The 17,775-nt window shown below is 70.9% G+C and carries 11 protein-coding genes; 5 read left to right on the top strand and 6 right to left on the bottom strand.

The window, feature by feature from the left end; genetic code table 11:
• Nucleotide 1 precedes the first annotated feature (1 nt).
• Entirely contained in the window at nucleotides 2-8,059 is an 8,058-nt protein-coding gene (locus tag B128_RS0110060) for a translocation/assembly module TamB domain-containing protein (RefSeq protein WP_018112146.1), read from the bottom strand.
• Between the two features lie 59 nt (nucleotides 8,060-8,118).
• Between B128_RS0110060 and B128_RS0110055 the strand changes: the two genes are divergently transcribed.
• Nucleotides 8,119-8,385, top strand: coding sequence for an acylphosphatase (locus B128_RS0110055; RefSeq protein WP_018112145.1), 267 nt, complete (start codon nucleotides 8,119-8,121; stop codon nucleotides 8,383-8,385).
• Here B128_RS0110055 and hflX read toward each other — a convergent pair.
• Nucleotides 8,373-10,022 carry a GTPase HflX gene (gene hflX, locus B128_RS0110050; RefSeq protein ID WP_018112144.1) on the bottom strand — a complete coding sequence of 550 codons (1,650 nt, stop codon included), beginning with the start codon at nucleotides 10,020-10,022 and terminating at the stop codon, nucleotides 8,373-8,375. The two genes, B128_RS0110055 and hflX, sit on opposite strands and share 13 nt — an antisense overlap.
• A 49-nt stretch (nucleotides 10,023-10,071) precedes the next feature.
• Here hflX and B128_RS0110045 point away from each other — a divergent pair, with 49 nt between their 5' ends.
• A complete protein-coding gene (locus B128_RS0110045; RefSeq protein WP_018112143.1) occupies nucleotides 10,072-10,641 on the top strand; it encodes a YdcF family protein in 570 nt (189 codons plus the stop codon).
• Here the strand turns inward: B128_RS0110045 and B128_RS0110040 are convergent.
• Genes B128_RS0110040 through B128_RS0110030 form a run of 3 tightly spaced genes read right to left on the bottom strand, consistent with a single transcriptional unit; the run spans nucleotide 10,583 to nucleotide 12,509 of the window.
• Nucleotides 10,583-11,035 (bottom strand): DivIVA domain-containing protein, encoded by a 453-nt coding sequence (locus tag B128_RS0110040; protein ID WP_018112142.1) that lies wholly within the window; start codon nucleotides 11,033-11,035, stop codon nucleotides 10,583-10,585. The genes B128_RS0110045 and B128_RS0110040 overlap by 59 nt on opposite strands.
• Nucleotides 11,036-11,042: 7 nt before the next feature.
• On the bottom strand, nucleotides 11,043-11,678 hold the full coding sequence (locus B128_RS0110035; protein WP_018112141.1) for a YggS family pyridoxal phosphate-dependent enzyme: 636 nt from the start codon (nucleotides 11,676-11,678) through the stop codon (nucleotides 11,043-11,045).
• Nucleotides 11,679-11,681: 3 nt separating this feature from the next.
• Nucleotides 11,682-12,509 carry a purine-nucleoside phosphorylase gene (locus B128_RS0110030; protein WP_018112140.1) on the bottom strand — a complete coding sequence of 276 codons (828 nt, stop codon included), beginning with the start codon at nucleotides 12,507-12,509 and terminating at the stop codon, nucleotides 11,682-11,684.
• Nucleotides 12,510-12,554: 45 nt separating this feature from the next.
• Between B128_RS0110030 and B128_RS0110025 the strand changes: the two genes are divergently transcribed.
• Together B128_RS0110025 and B128_RS0110020 are read left to right on the top strand one after the other, a co-directional pair.
• Nucleotides 12,555-15,020, top strand: a complete 2,466-nt coding sequence (locus B128_RS0110025; RefSeq protein ID WP_018112139.1) for a BamA/OMP85 family outer membrane protein — start codon at nucleotides 12,555-12,557, stop codon at nucleotides 15,018-15,020.
• Between the two features lie 118 nt (nucleotides 15,021-15,138).
• The gene (locus tag B128_RS0110020; protein WP_018112138.1) at nucleotides 15,139-15,447 is read left to right on the top strand and encodes a DUF503 domain-containing protein; all 309 of its coding nucleotides are present in this window, start codon (nucleotides 15,139-15,141) and stop codon (nucleotides 15,445-15,447) included.
• Here the strand turns inward: B128_RS0110020 and B128_RS0110015 are convergent.
• Entirely contained in the window at nucleotides 15,444-16,634 is a 1,191-nt protein-coding gene (locus tag B128_RS0110015) for a thiolase family protein (protein WP_018112137.1), read from the bottom strand. The two genes, B128_RS0110020 and B128_RS0110015, sit on opposite strands and share 4 nt — an antisense overlap.
• 64 nt (nucleotides 16,635-16,698) lie before the next feature.
• On the opposite strand from B128_RS0110015, the gene B128_RS12730 reads away from it, so the two are divergent.
• On the top strand, nucleotides 16,699-17,709 hold the full coding sequence (locus tag B128_RS12730; protein WP_211207081.1) for a hypothetical protein: 1,011 nt from the start codon (nucleotides 16,699-16,701) through the stop codon (nucleotides 17,707-17,709).
• Nucleotides 17,710-17,775: the final 66 nt, after the last annotated feature.

Raw genomic sequence — 17,775 nt, 5'->3', positions numbered from 1 at the left:
GCTACCACCGGTAGAGGGCGCCCACGCTGAACCGGGCGGTGTCGGCCCCCTCGAGGCTCAGGGTAAGGCCTAAGTCTTCCGTGAGGTCGTAGCCCAGGGCGAAGGCCAGGCGGGAAAGCCGGCCGTCCCCCGGCTGGAAGGTGGAGAACAGGGTGAAGGTGAGCCCGTCCCGGCGGTACTGGGCGGATAGGGTCTGCTCCCCCCTCAGGTCCACCTGGTAGCCCAAGAAGAGCTCCGGGCTCAGGTACTTGCCGATGGAAAAGCGGATGTCCTCCAGCTGACCTCCCTGGAGGAGGGGAACCTGCACCTGGAAGCGGTCCAGCCCGAAGGCCCGGGAAAGCTCCCGTTCCAGCTGGCCCAAAACCAGGTTCTCCAGGGCCGCCCCCAGGGCCGCCTGGGGCAGGGTCTCGCCCAACTTGGCCAGGTCGGGGGTACCTAGGGTGAGGAGGGCGTAGATCTCGGGCTCGCTTAGGGGGGGTTCCGAGGCGAACTGGGGGGTGAGGCGCACCTTCACCCGGCCGTTCTCCCGCACGAACTCCCCGGTGGCCTGGAGGGTGATCTTGTACCCCCGGCTCTCCGCCTGGGCCTTCAGGAGGAACTCGGGAAGGATGCCCCGGTCGGGGCGGAAGCGCAGGAGGCTTCCCCCGGGGTCCAGGGAAAACACCGAGTCCCAAAGGCGGAAGTTGCCCCAAAGGGCCCCCACCTCCCCCGCCAGGAAGGGGTCCTGGTAGGTGCCCCCCAGGAAGGCCTCCCCCTTAAGCTCCCCCTGGACCAGGCTCTCCTGGACCAGCACCCCCCGCTCGGCGTAGACCCGCACCCCCTCGAAGACCAGGGGGACGGTGGACCTGGCGGCCGGGGAGGCTTCCCCAAGCTCCACTCCCTGGCGGGTGAGGTCCCGGGCGCGGGCCTCAGGCAGGGCCAGCCGAGCCCGGAGGACCTCGGCGTTGCCCGTGAGGTGGTAGGTGCCCTTCTCCTCGTAGAGGAAGAAGCTCTTCACGTCCAGAAGCCCATCCTGCAGGTAGTACTGGGGGTAGTAGAGGGGGAGGCGGCCGTACCCGGCAAGGCGCAAGGGGAAGAGGGTTCCCTGGGCCTGGGCCTCCCCCAGGTGGATCTCCACCCCGTAGCCCGGGTAGCGGAAGGCCACCTCCGCCGGGGTCTCCTCCTTCAGGCCGGGGAGGGAAACCGCCCCCTTGGCCGTGACCCGGAAGTCCTCCAGGCGGCCCTCGAGGCCCAGCCGAGCCCGGCCCGGGAAGGGAGCCAGGAGGGTGAGCTCCCCCTCAGCCCGCGCCCCCCCGTTCAGGGAAAGAAGCCCCTCGGGCAGGTACCCCGCCACCGGACCCAGGCGGAAACGGAAGTCCTGGAAGGCTGCCTGGAACCCCTCGCCCAGGAGGCGCAGGGTGAGACTCCCCGAGCCCTCGGGCCGGTAGGGCTTGAGGGCGGGCACCACCTGGAGGACCGGGGTGAAAACCGTGTCCTTGAGGGTGAGGTAGAGGTCGCTCCCCTCCCGGCCCCAGTACCCGCCCCCCTCCCAGCTCCCCCGCCCACTGAGGCGCAGGTGGTCCACGTAAAGCCGCCCCTCCCCATAGCGGAAGGCCGCCCGCCCCCGAAGCTCGTCCCCCGCACCGCGGAAGAGGAGGCTTTCCCCCACCAACACCCCTTCCCCCTGCCAGGGGTCGGCCAGGGGCAGGCGGAGGCGCACCGCCCCCGTCCAGTAAGCCTCCCCCTCCAGGGGGCCGGCCACCGCGGCCAGGAGGAGGTGCAGGGGGAAGGCCCGGGGCGCGGCGGAGAAGTCCAGGCGCCCCTCCCTGAGGCCCAGCCGGAAGGAGCTTTCCCCCACCCGGCCCTCCCCCTGCAACCCCTCTGGCCCCAGGGTGGCGGTAAAGCTCAGGGGCAAGGTGGTGCCGGCCACCTCTACCCTACCTTCTAGGGCCCCCTGCGCCCGGTTCCCCTCCAGGGAAAGCCGCCCGGAAACCCGGCCCCTTAGGTAAGGGGCATAGCGCCCCAGGAAGTCCTCCAGAACCGCCTGGTCCAGGGTGAGCTCCCCCGAAAGGGGAAGGAGACGGCCCTTGACCGCCATCCGGCCCACCCCGCCCTCCAGCACCCCCTCCACTCCATACCCCTCTCCGTGGATCCGGCCCTGGAAGCGGCTCTCCAGGGGCGGTAGGGGCAGGTCCAGACGAAGCTCCCCCTTGGGAGGATAGGCAAGCTCCCCAAGGAGGTAAGGCCCTTCCGCCCGGAGCCGGGCCTCCAGGAGCTTCCCCGAAAGCTCCAGGGCCTGTTCCCCCGCCCGGTAGCCCACCCGGTAGCTCCCCGCCAGGTCCACCCACCCTTCCAAACGCCCCGCCCCCGCCGCCCACCAGGGGAAGGCAGGGTGCTCTCCCAGAAGGCGCACCCCGTCTCCCTCCCCCACAAGGCGCAGGGCGAGGCTGCCCAGGCCGAGGGCCAGGCTCCCTTCCACCCTTCCCCCGGCATAGCGGAGGGCCCCTTCCCCTTGCGGGCTGGTGAGGGTGAGGGCCGGGGCCTTGAGAAGGAGCTCCCCCTGAAGGGGAAGGCCTACTCCAGGCAGGGTATAGGCCAGGGCCAGCCCCTCCCCTTCCCCCCGCACCGCCACCCCCCCGGGGAGAAGGGCCTCCAGCAACTGCCCCTCCCCCTCGGCCCGCCGCGTGAGGAGGTCCAGCCGTACCCCTCCCACCTCCAGAAGGGGCCAGGCCAGGCGCACGGCCTCCCCCAGGACCTCCCCCGACACCTCGGGCACCCCAGGGCCCGAAAGGCGCAACCGCCCCTCCCGGAAGGCGAGCTCCCCAGCCCACCCCTCCCGCCAGGCCACCTCTCCTTGGAGGTCCCCCGAAAAGACCAGGCGCAGGCCCTCCCTTCCGTAGGTCCCCCGGGCCTCCGCTTCCCGGCCAAGGGCCTTAAGGCGCAGGACCAGGCCCACCTCCTGCCAGGGGCCCGCAAGCCGGCCAAAGAGGGCGAGGGGCCCAAGGGCCAAGCCCTCCAGGGACACCTCCAGTCCCTCCGGGCCCACCTCCCCCCGAAGCCCCCTTCCCGCCAGGGCCAGCCGGAAGCCGGGAAGGCCCTGGAGGTCCACCTCCACCTCCCCATAGCGGTAGCGGCCCCGAAGCCACTCCCCGGGGTAGCTCCCCTCGGCAAAAAGCTCTCCAAGGCCTTGGGGAAGCGCCCCCGCATAGCGGTAGCCGAGGCGGAAGGGGTTTAGGTCCAGCCGCCCATCCAGGGGAAGCCCCTCCCCCAGGAGGTCCAGCCCCGGGCCCTCTCCCCGGAGAAGAAGAGCCCCGTAGGGGGTGGTAAGCCGCCCCTCCCCCTCGATGGCCCCCAGGTACCCCTTGGGGGCCCGGTAGCGGTAGCCCCCCTGGAAGGCCACCTCCCCATAGGCCAGGCCCCCGGCCACCTGGGCGGTAAGGCCCTCGCAAGGACCTAGGGGCGCAGGCAGGCAGAAGCGGCCCGCCAGCCCTCCCTGCCAGGCCCCTTCCCCAAAGAGGCGCAGGGTGCCGGCCCTCAGGTCCGCTTCCCCCGCCACCCCCCCTCCGGGCAAGGGGTAGCGCAGGGCCAGGCTCCCGGAAAGCTCCTTCCCGTACCGGGCCTCCCCGGAAAGCCGGGGGCCTAGGAAGCGCAAGGTAGCCTCCCCTTCCCCGTAGCGGAGGGAAAGCCCCTCCCCCAGGACCTCCCCCTGAAGCTCGGCCCTGGGCGGCCAGATCCAGGCCCGGCCGGCAAGCCGACCCTCCGGGCGCTCCAGGGTAAGGGCCACCCCCTCTTCCCAGGGGCCTTCTGCCTGGGCCTTAAGGCGCAGGGGAAGGCCGAAAGGGGTGAGGTCGCGGTCCAGAACCAGGCGGAGGTTTCCCCCCTGGAGGCGCAGGTCCAGCCCCTTGGCCTCCGCCTCCAGGAGGAGGGTCTTGGGGTCCAGCCCCCCTCCCTCGTGGCGGTAGGCGAAGCGGAAGGGCAAAGCCTCTCCTTCCCCCTGGAGGGCTCCCTCCCCCTGGAGCCCAAGCCGAGGAAGCGTCCCCTGGAAGGCGGCCTCCAGGGCAAGCCGGGCCTCCCCCAGGCCCAGGGTGTAACGGGCCTTCCCCGACAAGGCAAGCCCTTCCAGGACCCCCTCGGCCATCCCTTCCCCGGGAAGCCCCTCCCCCACCAGACGCAAGCGCAAGGGCCCCTCCCCCACCGCCTCGAGGCGCAGGCCCCGGCCCTGGGCCTCGAGGGCCCCCTGGTACCCCCCAGGCCCCCACCCCAGGTCCGCCCGCACCCCAAACCCCAGCACCTCCCCCGCACCCCGCACCCCAAGCCGCAAACCCCCATCGTAGGCCGCCCAAAAGGCCAAAGGCGCCCCCCACTCCGCCTCCGCCCTGGCCCCCTCCCCCGCAAGCCGCAAGGGCCCCGCCTGCTCCAGGTACCTAAGCCCCTTAAGCCACCCCTCCCCCCAGTACCGGCTCCCCTCCCACCCCAAGGAAAGCTCCCCCTCCGCCCAAGAGGAAGCGTGCCGCACCTCCCCCTCCCCCTTGAGCCCCAAAAGGTCCAGGCGACCCCGGAGCACCGTCTCCCCAAAGGCCCCCTCCCGGTACCAGGCCTCCAGGGCCAGAGCCTCCAAGGGCCCAGAGAACCCCACCTCCACCCCCTGGTAGCGGAAGGCCCCCGCCAACTCCCCCTTCCCCCCAGGCCCCAGGCGCACCCGCCCCGACCCAGAAAGCCCCCCAAGCCCCTCCAGCTCCCCCTCCCTCACCCCCACCGCCAGGCCCAGCCCCCGCCCCGGAAGCCAAAGCCGCAGGGTCCCCTCCCGGTAGGCCGCCTCCAGGGCCTCCTTCCCGTACCAGAAGGCCGCCTTGGCCTCCCCCTCCCCCTTCAGGGAAACCCGCCCCTCCGCCTGGCCCCGCAAGGGCAGGCCCAAAACCCCTGCCAAGGGCGCCACCTCCCCCCGGAAGGCCACCGCCTCACCCTGAAGCTTCACCTCGCCCCCCGGGTAGGCCAGGGCCAGGGAGGCTTCTCCCCCATACCCACCCCGGAAGGCAAAGGGAAGCCCGCCCCAGACCCCCTCTCCCTCCCCCTCCAGCCGAAGGCCCTCCCCCCGGAAGCTCCCCTCCAGCCTCCCCTCCTTCCCCAAAAGGGCAAAGGGCAGGGCGAACCGCCCCCGGTAGGTAAGCCCCCTCCCCTCCAGGACCAAGGGCCCCTCCAGCCGGTAGCGCACCCCCTCCTCCGCCCACACCCGCCCCCGGAAGGGCAAGGGCTCCAGGTAGGGCAGCCGGGCCTCCCCCGCCACATAGAGGGCAGGAGCGTCCCAAGGGCCCTCCCCATGGGCCTCAGCCACCACCTCCACCCCCCCCTGGCGGTAGGCCCCCTGGAGGCGGAGGGTATACCCCTCCGGGGATACCCTCCCCTCCCCCCGGAAGTAGGGCCCCGAAACCCCTACCCGCGCGGCCAGGAGCTCCGTCCCCTGCAAAACCGCCTCCCCGTAAGGGCTCTCCAGCCGGAGCCTGCCCCCCCCAGTCCCCCAGGTCCCCGTAGCCCTGAGGGGCAAGCCCAAGGAAGAAAGGTCATACCCCTCCGCCTGCACCCGCAGGGAAAGACCCTCCTCATAACCCCCCAGCACCCTCAGGCCCGGAGCCTGGCCCGAAAACCGCACCGAAGCCCCCTTCCCCCTAAACCCCAGCCGCAGGCCCAGCCCCTCCAGGAAGACCTCACCCCCGTAGGCCTGGGCCAAAAGGTCCAGCCGCCCCGAAACCCGCCCCGGACCCACCCGGGGAAGGGCCACCTCCCCCTCCACCCCAAGCCCCCCCCAGGGACCCCGGGCCACAACCTCCCCATAGGGGGTGGCAAGCCGCACCTCGCCCCCCTCCGCGTCCCCCCGCGCCCAAAGCCGCCCCTCCACCCCCCGGTAGCGGAAGGGCAAGGAAAGGGCAAAGGGAAAGCCCCCGCCCAGGGCCACCCGCCCCACCCCCAAGACCTCCAGGGCCTCCCGGTCCAGCCGGAAGGCCAAAGAGGGCACCTCCAGCCCCTCGGGCAAAGGCGGCCGGAGGTATCCCGCCAGGGAAAGCCCAGGGTACACCTCCCCCTCCCCCTCCAGGGGCCCAGAAACCCTGAGAAGCGCCCGCTCCCCAGCCCCCTCCAGCCGGCCCCTGAGCCCGTAAGGACCCCCTACCTCCGCCCAACCCCAGAACCCAGGCCCCCACCCCAGGTCCGCCCGCAAGGCCCAGGGGCCCAAGGCGGCCTCCCCCTGGAGGCGGAGGGCCTTTTGGTAGGTGAGGGAAAGCCCCTGGGCGCGGAGGACCAGGCCCGGCTCCGGGTCGTAGCTCCCCTGCAAGGGAAGGGTTCCCAGGGGGGTCCTGAGGCTTCCGGAAAGGTCGGCCCCCAGCCGGCGCAGCCGGGCCTCGGCCTCCAGGTAGCGCCCCCGCAGGAGGAGGCTCCCCGAGAGGCCCCCCTCCCGGTAGAGGGCCTGGCCATAGAGGCGCACCTCGTCCAAGGCCCGGACAGGAAGGCCCCAGAGCGTGAGGCTGAAGGCCCCGCCGCGGTAGCGCCCCTCCCCGTGGGGGCTCAGGAGGCGAAACCCCCCGGCCTCCTGCCAAACCTGCAGGGGAAAGGCGGCGTAAGGGGAGGTGTAGCGGAGTTCCGCCTGAAGCCTCCCCGCAAGTAGCCGCCCCTCCCCCTCCAGGGCCCCCACCACCAGGGGGGTGGGGGCCAGGCCCAGGCGGAGGTCCCCCCAGGTACCCCTAAGGGCCAGGGGGCCGAGCCGCCCCGCCACCCGCTCCCCCTCTCCCTGGACCTCTCCCGAGAGGTCCAGGGGACGAAACAAGGGAAGGCCCACCCCAGGGCTTCGCACCCGGGCCCGCCAGCGGCTTCCCTGGGCCTGGAAGGCCACCTCGGCCAGACCGGAAAGGGGCCTGGGCCAGGCCGCCACCCCCTCGCCCGCCATCTGGCTCCCCATCCCCCTCAAGGCCAGCCGGCTTCCCAGGCTGTCCTCCAGGGCCACCCGGTACGAGGAACCGGTAAGCTCCGCCCCCAGGCGGTAGGTACGGTCAAAAAGCCGCCCTTCGGCCACCGCCTGCAGGCGGAAGACCCGGTCAAAGGCAAGCTCCCCCCGGTGGCGGAAGGGCTCGCCCAGGAGACGCCCCTCCCCCTGGAAACGCCCCCCTAACCGGACCTCCGCCCACCCCTCCCCCTCCAGGAAGAGCGCCCCGTCCCCCTCCACGGGAAGGTTTAGGCGGAAGTGGCGGGCCAGGGCGGGAAGCTTCGGGCGCCCCTCCAAGCGGAAGCGGTAGCGCTCGGCCTTGAGGTCCACCTCCCCCGTGGCCCAGAGGGGCCCCTCGAGGCCCAGACCCTGGAGCCTGGCCTCCACCCGGTCCTCGCGGAAGGCCACCTCCCCCCTCACGCCCTGGAGGAGGAAGCCCACCAGCTCCACCACCCCGCCCTCCACCCGGTTCTCCCCCTCCAGTCCTCCGGGCCCAAGGCGCCAGCTCCCCCAGAGCCTGCCCCCCTTCAGGCCCCCGTAGAAGAAGGAAAGCCCCCGCACCTCCCCCTGGTAGCCCACCTCCCAGGCGGAGAGGTCCGGGGCCAGGGCCCTGGCCTCCCCCTGGAAGCTCCCCCCGGGGAGCCGGGCCAGGAAGCGGTAGGGGTTCTCCCCCACCAGGCTCAGGCGCAAGGGGGGGAGGAAGAGCCTCTTCCCCCGGGGAAGCTCCACGGCCACCTCCTCCAGCCGGAGCTGGCGGAAGACCACGCGGAAGGCCGGAGGCGGGCCGGGCTTCTCGGGGATGAGGCCCTCCCAGGTAGGCCTGATGCGGGCCCGCTTGAGGCTCAGGGCAAGGGGGAGTTCCCGGCGCAGGAGGCCAAGGGGCTCATAGGCCAGGTCCAGGGCCTCCGCCTCCAGGGCAAGCCCGGGGCCCTTCAGGACCACCTCCCGGAGGCGCAGACCCCAGAGGAGGTGGCCCCGCACCTCCCCCACCTGGCCCTGGAAGCCCGCCAGGGCCAGCCCCCACTCCAGAGCAGCCCGGAGGAGGGGCGGCCAGGCCAGGAGGAGGAAAAAGGCCCCAAGAAGGCCCAGCAGGAAGAGCCCCCGCCGCATCTCCTTAAGCATAGGCAGGGGAGATGAAAGGCGCGTGGCAAGACCCGTAAAATGCCCCCATGCGGCGCCTGGTGGCCTTGGTCAGGGGAAGGGTGCAAGGGGTGGGGTACCGGGCCTTCGTCCAGAAAAAGGCCCTGGAGCTGGGGCTATCCGGCTACGCGGAAAACCTCCCCGACGGCCGGGTGGAGGTGGTGGCCGAGGGCCCCGAGGAGGACCTAAAGGCCTTCCTGCACCACCTCAAGCAGGGGCCCCGCCTGAGCAGGGTGGAGGAGGTGGAGGTGCAGTGGGCCGAGGCCACGGGCCTCAAGGGGTTTTACGTGTACTGAGCCCAGGCCTGGGGCTGCACCCCCGTCTCCAGGAGCGCCCTGGCCAGGGCCTCCCTCAGCTCGGAAAGCCCCGTGCCCTTCACCGCCGAGACCGCCACCCCGCCAAGCCGCTCCCGCAGGTACTGGAGGTCAAAGGGAGCGGCCCGGTCCGCCTTGGAGAGGGCCAACACCCGCGGGGCCTCCACGCCCAGCTCCCGGAGGAGGTCCTCCACCACCCGGTAGCGCTCCAGGGCCCCCTCCTGGGAGGCGTCCAGCACGTGGACCAGGAGGTCCGCCTCCCGGACCTCTTCCAGGGTGGCCCGGAAGGCGGTGAGGAGTTCCTCGGGCATGTGACGGATGAAGCCCACGGTGTCCGTGAAGAGCACCTCCCCCACCCCCGGGAGAAAGCCCCGGCGGGTAAGCGGGCGCAGGGTGGCGAAGAGCTTGTCCTCCCCCGGCTCTCCGCCCCGGGCCAGGGCCTGGAGCAGGGTGGTTTTGCCGGCGTTGGTGTAGCCCACCACGGCGATGAGGGGCGTTCCCCGGCGCTTCCTTTGCCGCCTGGCCTCCTCCCGCCTTCTGGCGTACTCCTCCAGCTTGCGGGAGAGGTGGGCGATGCGGGCCTGCAGGCGGCGGCGGTCCACCTCCAGCTTGGTCTCCCCGGGGCCCCGGGTGCCAATCCCACCCCCCAGGCGGGAGAGCTCCTTCCCCTTCCCCACCAGGCGGGGGAGGAGGTACTTGAGCTGGGCCAGCTCCACCTGGGCCTGGGCCTCGGGGGTCTTGGCGTGAAGGGCAAAGATGTCCAGGATGAGCTGGGTCCGGTCCAGGACCTTAAGCCCCGTGGCCCGCTCAATCTCCCGGGCTTGGGCGGGGGTGAGCTCCAGGCCAAAGATGAGGGTGGCGGCGTTCTCGTGGTAGGCAAGGCTCTTCAGCTCCTCCAGCTTGCCCAAGCCCACCAGGTACCGGGGGTCCAGGTGCTCGCGGTAGACCAGGACCCGCTTCACCGGCACCCCCCCGGCGGTGCGGGTGAGCTCGGCCAGCTCCCCCAAGGCGGCCTCGGCCTCCGGGCCTTCCCCGGTGTCCACCCCCACCAGAATGGCCCGCTCCCCGCTCCCGTCCAGGAGTTCCCGCACCCGGGCCTGGCGGGAAAGCTCCTCCTCCAGGGCCTCCACCTCCGCCTTGTGGTCCAGGTCCAGGTACTGGAAGTAGGGCCTGGGGGGCAGGATGCGCCAGTCCTCCTCCCGGGCCTTGGGAGGGGAGAGGAAGGCCAGGTGCAAGGTGGTGGGCTTCCCCTCCGCCACCTCCAGGGCCGCCAGGCTGTCCAGTCGGTTCAGGAAGAGCACGGAGAGGTCGGGGCGGGAAAGCCCCCCGGGGGAGAGGTGGGTGTGGAGGAGGCGGAAGCCGGAAAGCCGCCACTCCCCCCTGGCCCCCTCGGGGATGGGGAGCTCCTTGGCGTCCCCCACCCCTACCCGCACCACCCGGCCCTCCCGGTCCAAAAGGAGGGCCACCGGCCGCTTGATCTCCTGGGAAAGCCCCGCCAGGACCTGGGCCAGCTCGGGGGTGAGCACCCGCTCCGCCGGCACCCGCCTCCGGTACAGGTTGGAAAGCTTCTTCAGTTCGCTCTTCTTGAGCCCCTCGGTACGGCCAAAGATCTTCTCCAATGCCCCTTCAGTATACCAGAAAGGGGCGCTTTGGCGTAGATTGGGGGGCGTGCGCCGCCTTCTGGCCCTCCTCCTGGCCCTCCTGGCCGCCCAGGCCCAGGGGGGGTACGCCTGGATCGTGGTCCTGGGGGCGGCCCAGTACGGAGGCCGGCCCTCCCCGGCCCTGGAACGGCGCCTGGAGGCCGCCTTAGCCCTTTACCGCCAGGGCCTCGCCCCCAGGGTGGCGGTGGCCGGGGGCCGGGCCCCGGGGGACCGCCACAGCGAGGGCGAGGTGGGATGCCGCTACCTGGCCCAAAGGGGCGTGCCCCCCTCTGCCCTCCTCTGCGAGGGGGAAAGCCAGAACACCTACGAGAACCTCCTCTTCCTCCGGCCCCACCTAGAGGGGCGCATCCTCCTGGTCACCGACGCCCCCCACCTCCCCCGGGCCCTCTTCCTGGCCAGGACCCTGGGGCTACGGGCGGAGGGGCACCCGGTACCCGGGGCCTACCCCCTCGGGTACTGGGCGCGGGAGGCCCTCTACCGCCTCTGGCTCTACCTGGGCTTTAGGCCCCCCCACGGCCTCAAGGTCCCGCCTCCAGGCGCCTTAGGGCCTCCAGGTACCCCTCCAGAAGGGCCCTGAGCTGGCCCAGGAACAGGGCCTTCTCCTGCTTGGCCCGCTCAACCTCCCCCCGGAGGCGCTTGAGCTCCTCGGCGGCCTCCCGCAACACCTGCTCCTTGGCGGCCAGGGCCTCGCGCCGGATGAGCTCGGCCTCCCGCTCCGCCTGGGCCTTGAGCTCGCGGGCGATCTTCTCCGCAGCCACCACCGCCCGCTTCAGCTCCCCCTCGGCCTCCTTGAGGCGGGCATTCTCCTCCTCCAGGGCCTTAAGCCGTTCCCGCAGGCCCTCGTTCTCCCGGATGAGGCCCTCCATCACCTCGGCCACCTGGGCCAGGTAGGTGCGCACCGCTTCCTTCTGGTAGCCGCGAAGCCCGGTGGGGAACTCCTGGTAGCGCACGTCTAGGGGGGTCAGGTCCATGGACACCTCAGTCTACAAAAAGGGCCCGCCCCACCCGCACCAGGGTGGCCCCCTCCTCCACCGCCCAGGGGAAGTCCTCGGACATGCCCATGGAACGCTCGGGCAGGCCGTAGCGGTCGGCCAGCTGGGAAAGCCTGCGGAAGATGGGGCGCACCACCGCCTCGGGGCCCATGGGGGGCACGGTCATGAGGCCTAAGACCTCGAGGTGGGGCATCTCCCGCACCCGCTCCAGGGCCTCGGGAAGCTCCTCCTCCAGGAAGCCGTGCTTCTGGGGCTCCCGGCCCAGGTTCACCTCCAAGAGGACCCTCAGCCGCACCCCCTCCCGCTCCCCCACCCGCTCCAGGGCCTCGGCCAGGCGCAGGGAGTCCAGGGAGTGGATGAGGGCGAAGCGGGGGGCGAACTTGGCCTTGTTGCGTTGCAGAGGCCCCACCAGGTGCCACTCGGCCTGGAGCACCTCCATCTTCTTCAGGGCCTCCTGGACCCGGCTTTCCCCCAGGGGAAAGGGGCCGTAGGCCAGCACCTTCTCCCGGATCTCCTCCGGGGTGCGCCCCTTGGTGACGGCCACCAGGCGCACCTCCTCCGGCCGGCGCCCGGCCCGGCGGCAGGCCGCGGCAATGCCTTCCAGGACCTGGGGCAGGCCCATGGCTTAGAGCTCGGCCAGGATGCCCCGCACCAGGCGGCGGAAGAGGGGGCCGGTCTTGGCGGCCACCTCCAGCACCTCGGCCTCGGTGGCGTGGTGCTCCCTCTCGGGCACCGCCATGTCCGTGATGGTGGAAAGCCCCAGCACCCTGGCCCCCAGGTGGCGCAGGGCGATGACCTCGGGCACGGTGGACATGCCGATGGCGTCCGCCCCCAGCTCCCGGAGCATCCTGAGCTCCGCCCGGCTGGCGAAGGCCGGCCCCATGAACCAGGCGTAGACCCCCTCAAAGAGGTGGAGGTCCTGCCGGCGGGCCACCCTGCGGGCCAGGGCGATGAGCTCCGGGTCGTAGGCCTCAAACATCACCGGGAAGCGGGGGCCGAGGCGCTCGTCGTTGGGGCCCCGCAGGGGGTTGGCCCCGGCGAAGTTCAGGTAGTCCAGGTGGAGCATGATGCCCCCCGCGTGGAAGCGGGGGTTGAGGCCCCCGGCGGCCGAGGTGAGCACGAAGGTCTTGGCCCCCAGGAAAAAGCCCACCCGCACGGGGAAGGCCACCTCCTCGGCGCTGTAGCCCTCGTAGTAGTGGACCCGGCCCTGGTAGACCAGGACCCGCTTGCCCTCGAGGCGGCCCAGCACCAGCCGCCCCGCGTGCCCGGGGGCGGTGGAGCGGGGGAAGTGGGGAATCTCCGCGTAGGGGATCTCCGCCTCCTTCTCCACCTCCTCGGCCAAAGGCCCAAGCCCCGAGCCCAGGACCACGGCCACCTCCGGAACAAAGGCGGTCTTGGAGCGGATGTAGGCCACGGCCTCTTGGATCTTCTCGTAGAGCTCCATGGCCGCCATTTTACTCTCACCGCCCCTTCACGCCTTTCCCTTATGCTCTTCGCCATGAAGCGCCTGGTGGGTTTCCTGTTCCTGGGCCTCCTGGCCCTGGCCGCTCCCCTGCGGGAGGTGGTGGTGGAGGGGGCAGACCCCGTTTTGCAGGCCCTGGCCCGGGCGGCCCTGCCCTTCGGCGTGGGGGACGAGCCCAAGGACCTGGAGGAGGCCCGGCGGGCCATCCTGGCCACGGGCTACTTCCGGCAGGTGGAGGTGCGGCTGGTGGGGGATGTGCTCCGGGTGGTCCTCACCCCCTACCCGGCCATCGCCGAGGTGCGGGTGGAGGCCAAGGCCTTTCCCCAAGAGGTTCTCCTGCGCTTCCTGGAGCAAAACTTCGCCATCGGCAAGGAGGCCACCTACAACCCCCTAAGAGCCCAGGAGGCCGCCTCGGCCCTGGCCCAGGCCTACCGGGAAAACGGCTTCCCCTTCGCCCCCAAGGTGGAGGTGGAGGCCAAGGAGCAGGGGGGCCGGATGCTCCTCACCTTCCGGGTGGAGGAGGCCCTGGAGGTCAAGGAGGTGCGCCTCCAGGGGGTAAGCCTCCTCCCCGAGGCCGAGCTCCTGAGGCTCCTGGAGCCCCTCAAGGGGGCCTTTGACTTCGGCAAGTACCAGGAGGCCCTGAGGGCCATGGCCCAGCGCTACGAGGGCGCAGGCTACCGCTTTAGCGGCCCCGACCCCGCCGCCAGCACCCTGGAAGGCGGGGTCCTCACGGTGCGGGTGCGGGAGCTCAGGGTGGCTCGCCTCGAGGCCCCCGGCCTGGACCTCACGGACTTCCCCCTGCGCCCCGGGGACTACCTGCGCTACGACCGCCTCCTGGAGGGCGTCCAGGCCCTTTCCCGCCGGCTCTCCCGGGTGGTGAACTTTAGCCTCACCCCCGAGGGGGAAGGGGTCCTGGTGCGCCTGGAGGTGGGCCCTGAAGGGGGGAGGATTGAGCGGGTGGAACTGCTGGGCAACACCGCCTTCCCCAGGGAGACCCTCTTAGGCCTCCTCCGCCTCAAGCCCGGGGAGGTCTACACCCCCCTTCTGGCCCAGGAGGACGCCCGCAGGGTGGCCAGCTTCTACCAGGAGAAGGGGTACGAGGTGGCCGACGTGCGCTACGCCTTCCAGGCGGGGGTCTTCCGCCTGGAGGTGGTGGAGCTCAAGATCGGGGGCTACCGCCTGGAGTGGCAGGGGAGCCACCGCACCCAGGAGGAGGTGATCCTCCGGGAGTTGCCCAAGCCGGGAAGCCTCTTCAGCGTGGGCGCCCTGCGCCAGGGCCTCTCCCGCCTCCTGGCCACCGGCCTCCTGGCCGAGCCCCCCCGGGTGGGCCTCCTCCCCGGGGAGAAGGAGGACCAGGTGGTGGTGGCCCTCTCCCTCAAGGAGGCCCGCACCGGCCTCTTCCAGCCCGCCCTGGGCTGGAGCTCCCTGGAGGGCTGGTCGGGCACCCTCTCCTTCAAGGAGACCAACCTCTTCGGCCTGGCCCACCAGGCGGGGGTGGACCTGGCCTTCGTGCAGAACGAGGCCCGGGAAAACCTCTCCCTCTCCCTGAGCTACGCCATCCCCTGGCTCTACTTGGACGCCCTGGACCTCAAGGAGGTGCGCACGGGTCTCGCCTTCAGCCTCTTCTCCACCCCCATTGGCAACAACAAGCTCTTTGACGGCACCACCGACACCGGCTGGGAGTACACGGAAAGGCGCACCGGGGGCGCCCTCAGCCTCTCCCGGCCCCTCTCCAAGGACCTGGAGAACCTGCGGCTTTCCCTGGGCCTTTCCGTGCGCCGCTCCGCCTACGCCCTGGAACCCCTGGACCCCAACGCCCCCTGCGACGCCGGCATCACCAACCCGGCCGACCCCCGCTACTGCGACGGCACCGGCTACAAGAGCGTGGGCACGGCCCAGGGCCTCCTCCCCACCCCGGGCTGGACCCTGCGCCTGGACACCGGGGCCAGCTACCTGGAGGTGGACGACCCCCGCTTCCGCACCCGGGGCTATGAGGCAGGCCTCACCACCGGCCTTGGCCTCTCCCTCCCCGACACGGGGGGGCGGAGCTTCTTCGTGCCCCTGGTGGCCACGGGCAAGGCCTACTTCCCCCTGGACGGCGAAAGGCGCCAGGCCCTGGCCTTCAGGCTTTCCGCCGGTACCCTCCTGGGCTTCCCCCCGGAAAGCGAGCGCTTCTTCCTCTCCGGGGGCGGGGCCGAGGCCTTCCTCCTCCGGGGCTACGAGGACCGCAAGTACGGGGGGCTTTCCTTCGCCACCTCCAGCCTGGAGTACCGCTACAACTTCAACCTCTCCCCCGCGGGGGGCACCAACCTCTACGGCATCCTCTTCGCCGACCTGGGCCTGGCGGACAACACCGGGGGGTTCAAGTGGGGAGCGGGCATCGGCTTCCAGCTGGACCTGGACGTCTTCGGCGCCCTCCTGCCCTCCCTGCGCCTGGACTACGCCTTCAGCCCGGAAAGCCCCACGGGAAGGCTCCACTTCCGCATCGGCCCCATGTTCTAGCCCCCTTTTTAAGGCCCGGGGGAGGGTCCATCCCTCCCCCGAGGTTTTTCAGGCCCGGGCTTGCCGAATCTCCCCCCGGCCGGCAGACTGGTCTTGACGCCCGGGGCGTCCTTGGAAGATGAAAGCCTACCTCGGCCTCTACACCGCCCGGCTGGAGACCCCCGCCCGGAGCCTCAAGGAGAAGCGGGCCCTCATCAAGCCGGCCCTGGAGCGGGTAAAGGCCCGCTTTCCCGTCTCCGCCGCCCGGCTTTACGGCCTGGACGCCTGGGGGTTTGAGGTGGTGGGCCTGAGCCTCCTGGGCAACGACCCCGCCTGGGTGGAGGAGACCCTCCGGGAGGCCGCCCGCTTCCTGGCCCACCAGGGGGCCTTCCGGGTGGCCCTGGAGGAGTTCCGCCTCGAGGCCTTCGAGCTGGACGGCCTGGTCTAGACCAGCTCCACCGCGAAGGCCGTGGAGCCCCCGGTCCCGTGGCAGATGGCCGCCAGGCCCCGCTCCTCCCCCTTCTGCCTAAGGGCGTTCAGGAGGGTGACCAGGATCCGCGCCCCGCTGGCCCCGATGGGGTGGCCCAGGGCCACCGCCCCCCCGAAGACGTTCAGGCGCTCGTAGGGCACCCCCAGAAGGCGGCTGAAGAGGACGTTGTTGAGGGCGAAGGCCTCGTTGTTCTCAAAGAGGCCGAATTCGGAAAGGCGCATGCCCAGCCGGTCCAGAAGCCGCTTGGCCGCGGGGATGGGGGCCTCGGGGAAGCGCCAGGGCTCCCCGGCGGCCCAGGCCCCGCCCAGCACCCGGGCCAGGGGCCTCAGGCCAAAGCGGCGCACCGCCTCCTCCGAGGCCAGGAGGAGGGCCGCCGCCCCGTCGGAGATCTGGCTGGCGTTCCCCGCGGTGAGCACCCCGTCCTTCTTGAAGGCGGGCCTGAGGGCTGCAAGGGACTCCAAGGTGGTCTCCGGCCGGATCCCCTCGTCCCGGTCCACCACCACAGGCCCCCTCTTCCCAGGGAGCTCCATGGGGGCGATCTCCTGGGCGAAGTGGCCCTTCTCCGTGGCCTCCCAGGCCCGCCGGTGGGAGAGGAAGGCGGCCTCGTCCACCTCCTGGCGGCTCACCCCGTAGTCCTGGGCCAGCCTCTCTGCCTGCTCCCCCATGGCCTCCCCGGTGAAGGGGTCGGAAAGCCCGTCCCGCAGGAGGATGTCCTGGAGGCCCTCCGGGGCGCCCATGAGGAACTTGTACCCCCACCTGGCCCGGTGGGAGAGGTAGAAGCCCGCCTGGCTCATGGACTCCATCCCCCCCGCCAGGACCAGATGGGCCTCCCCCGTGCGCAGGAACTGGAAGGCGTTTAAGACCGCCATCATCCCCGAGGCGCAGACCATGTCCACCTGGTACCCGTCCACCTCCTTGGGGATGCCCGCCTTCAGGGCCGCCTGCCGGGGTAGGAGCTGGCCGTGCCCTGCCCGGAGCACGTTGCCGAAGACGTACAGGTCCAGGTCCTTCCCCTCCACCCCGGCCCGCTCCAGGGCCGCCCGCATGGCGTGGGCCCCGAGCTCCACGGGGCTTACGTCCTTCAGGGCCCCCCCGAACTTGCCGATGGGGGTCCTGGCCGCGGAAACGATGTAGACCTCCTTCATGGGCCCATCATATCCCCCATTTGGGGGATGCGGGAGCGCCTCCCTCCTGCCAGAATGGGGACCGATGAGAAAGGGTATCGCCACACCCATAACGTTGGTGGTCCTGATGGTGGTCTTCACGAGCCTTCTTGCGGCCACCAGCTACATGGCGCTGGGAACCCTCAAGGGCGGAGCGGTGGAGCGGGGTTCGTACCAGGCCTTCGTGGTAGCCGAAAGCGCCTTAGATGTTTTCCCGAGGCTGGTCCAGTGCGGTCAAAACCCGCCACCTAGCTACTCCCTTCGCATCTCGGATGGGACCGCCTTTACCGCCACCTACACCTACCCAGGAAGGGCTTCCTCGGCACCCATCTCTGCAGGGGACATCACCGTTCAGGCCACTGCCGAGGTTGGAGGGGCGAAGGCCCGGGTGCAGCAGACCTTCTCCGTGGGTTGCGGCATCGCCGGGGCCATCCCTGCGGCGCTCACCTCCAGGCCCCGCATAGAGGTCAGGGGAAATGCCCAAGTCATTGGTCAGGACTTCGCCAGCGCAACCGGCCTTCTTGAGGTCACTACGGTGAGCTTAACTGCAGGCTTATCTGTGCCCCAAAGCGATAGCTTTACCCTCAACGTTCAGGACGCCACCCTGATCACCCCTGGAAGCTATGTGCAGATCCCCACCGGAAGTACTCCGAGGACCTACAGGGTGGAAAGCAAGAATGGGAATGCCCTCCGCCTCACACCCACTTTTACGCCAAGCTTGACCGATGTAATTCTACCGGGAGCTAAAGTTAACTTGGTGCAGTTTGGCGTGAAGTCCTACGACAGCAATACCAATACCCTTATTCTCAACGACGCTCGAGGTGTGGTTCCAGGGCAAACCATCAAGGTAAACAACGTTCAGGCAACCGTTCGGAACGTGGATCTAGCCACAGGAGCAGTAACCGTAACCTGGAGCGGGACTCCCCCTTCCTCCATTCAAGAGGGTACTCCCCTGATCCCCCGGATACTGGGTGCAGCCAGCAACTTAGAGGCTGTCGTAAAAGTCCTCCACGGCCAGCTACGCGGCCCTAGCCAGCCGCTTCACCAACAAGCGTAGCATGCCCAGATACACCCAGGCCTCGCTCACCCGAGGGTTAGCTTCGTAGTCCTTGGCAAGCCGCCG

It is taken from the genome of Thermus igniterrae ATCC 700962 (genome assembly GCF_000376265.1).
Taxonomy (GTDB): Bacteria; Deinococcota; Deinococci; order Deinococcales; family Thermaceae; genus Thermus; species Thermus igniterrae.
Note: the sequence above shows the minus strand (reverse complement) of the source record. Positions and strands in the feature narration are given on the sequence as shown.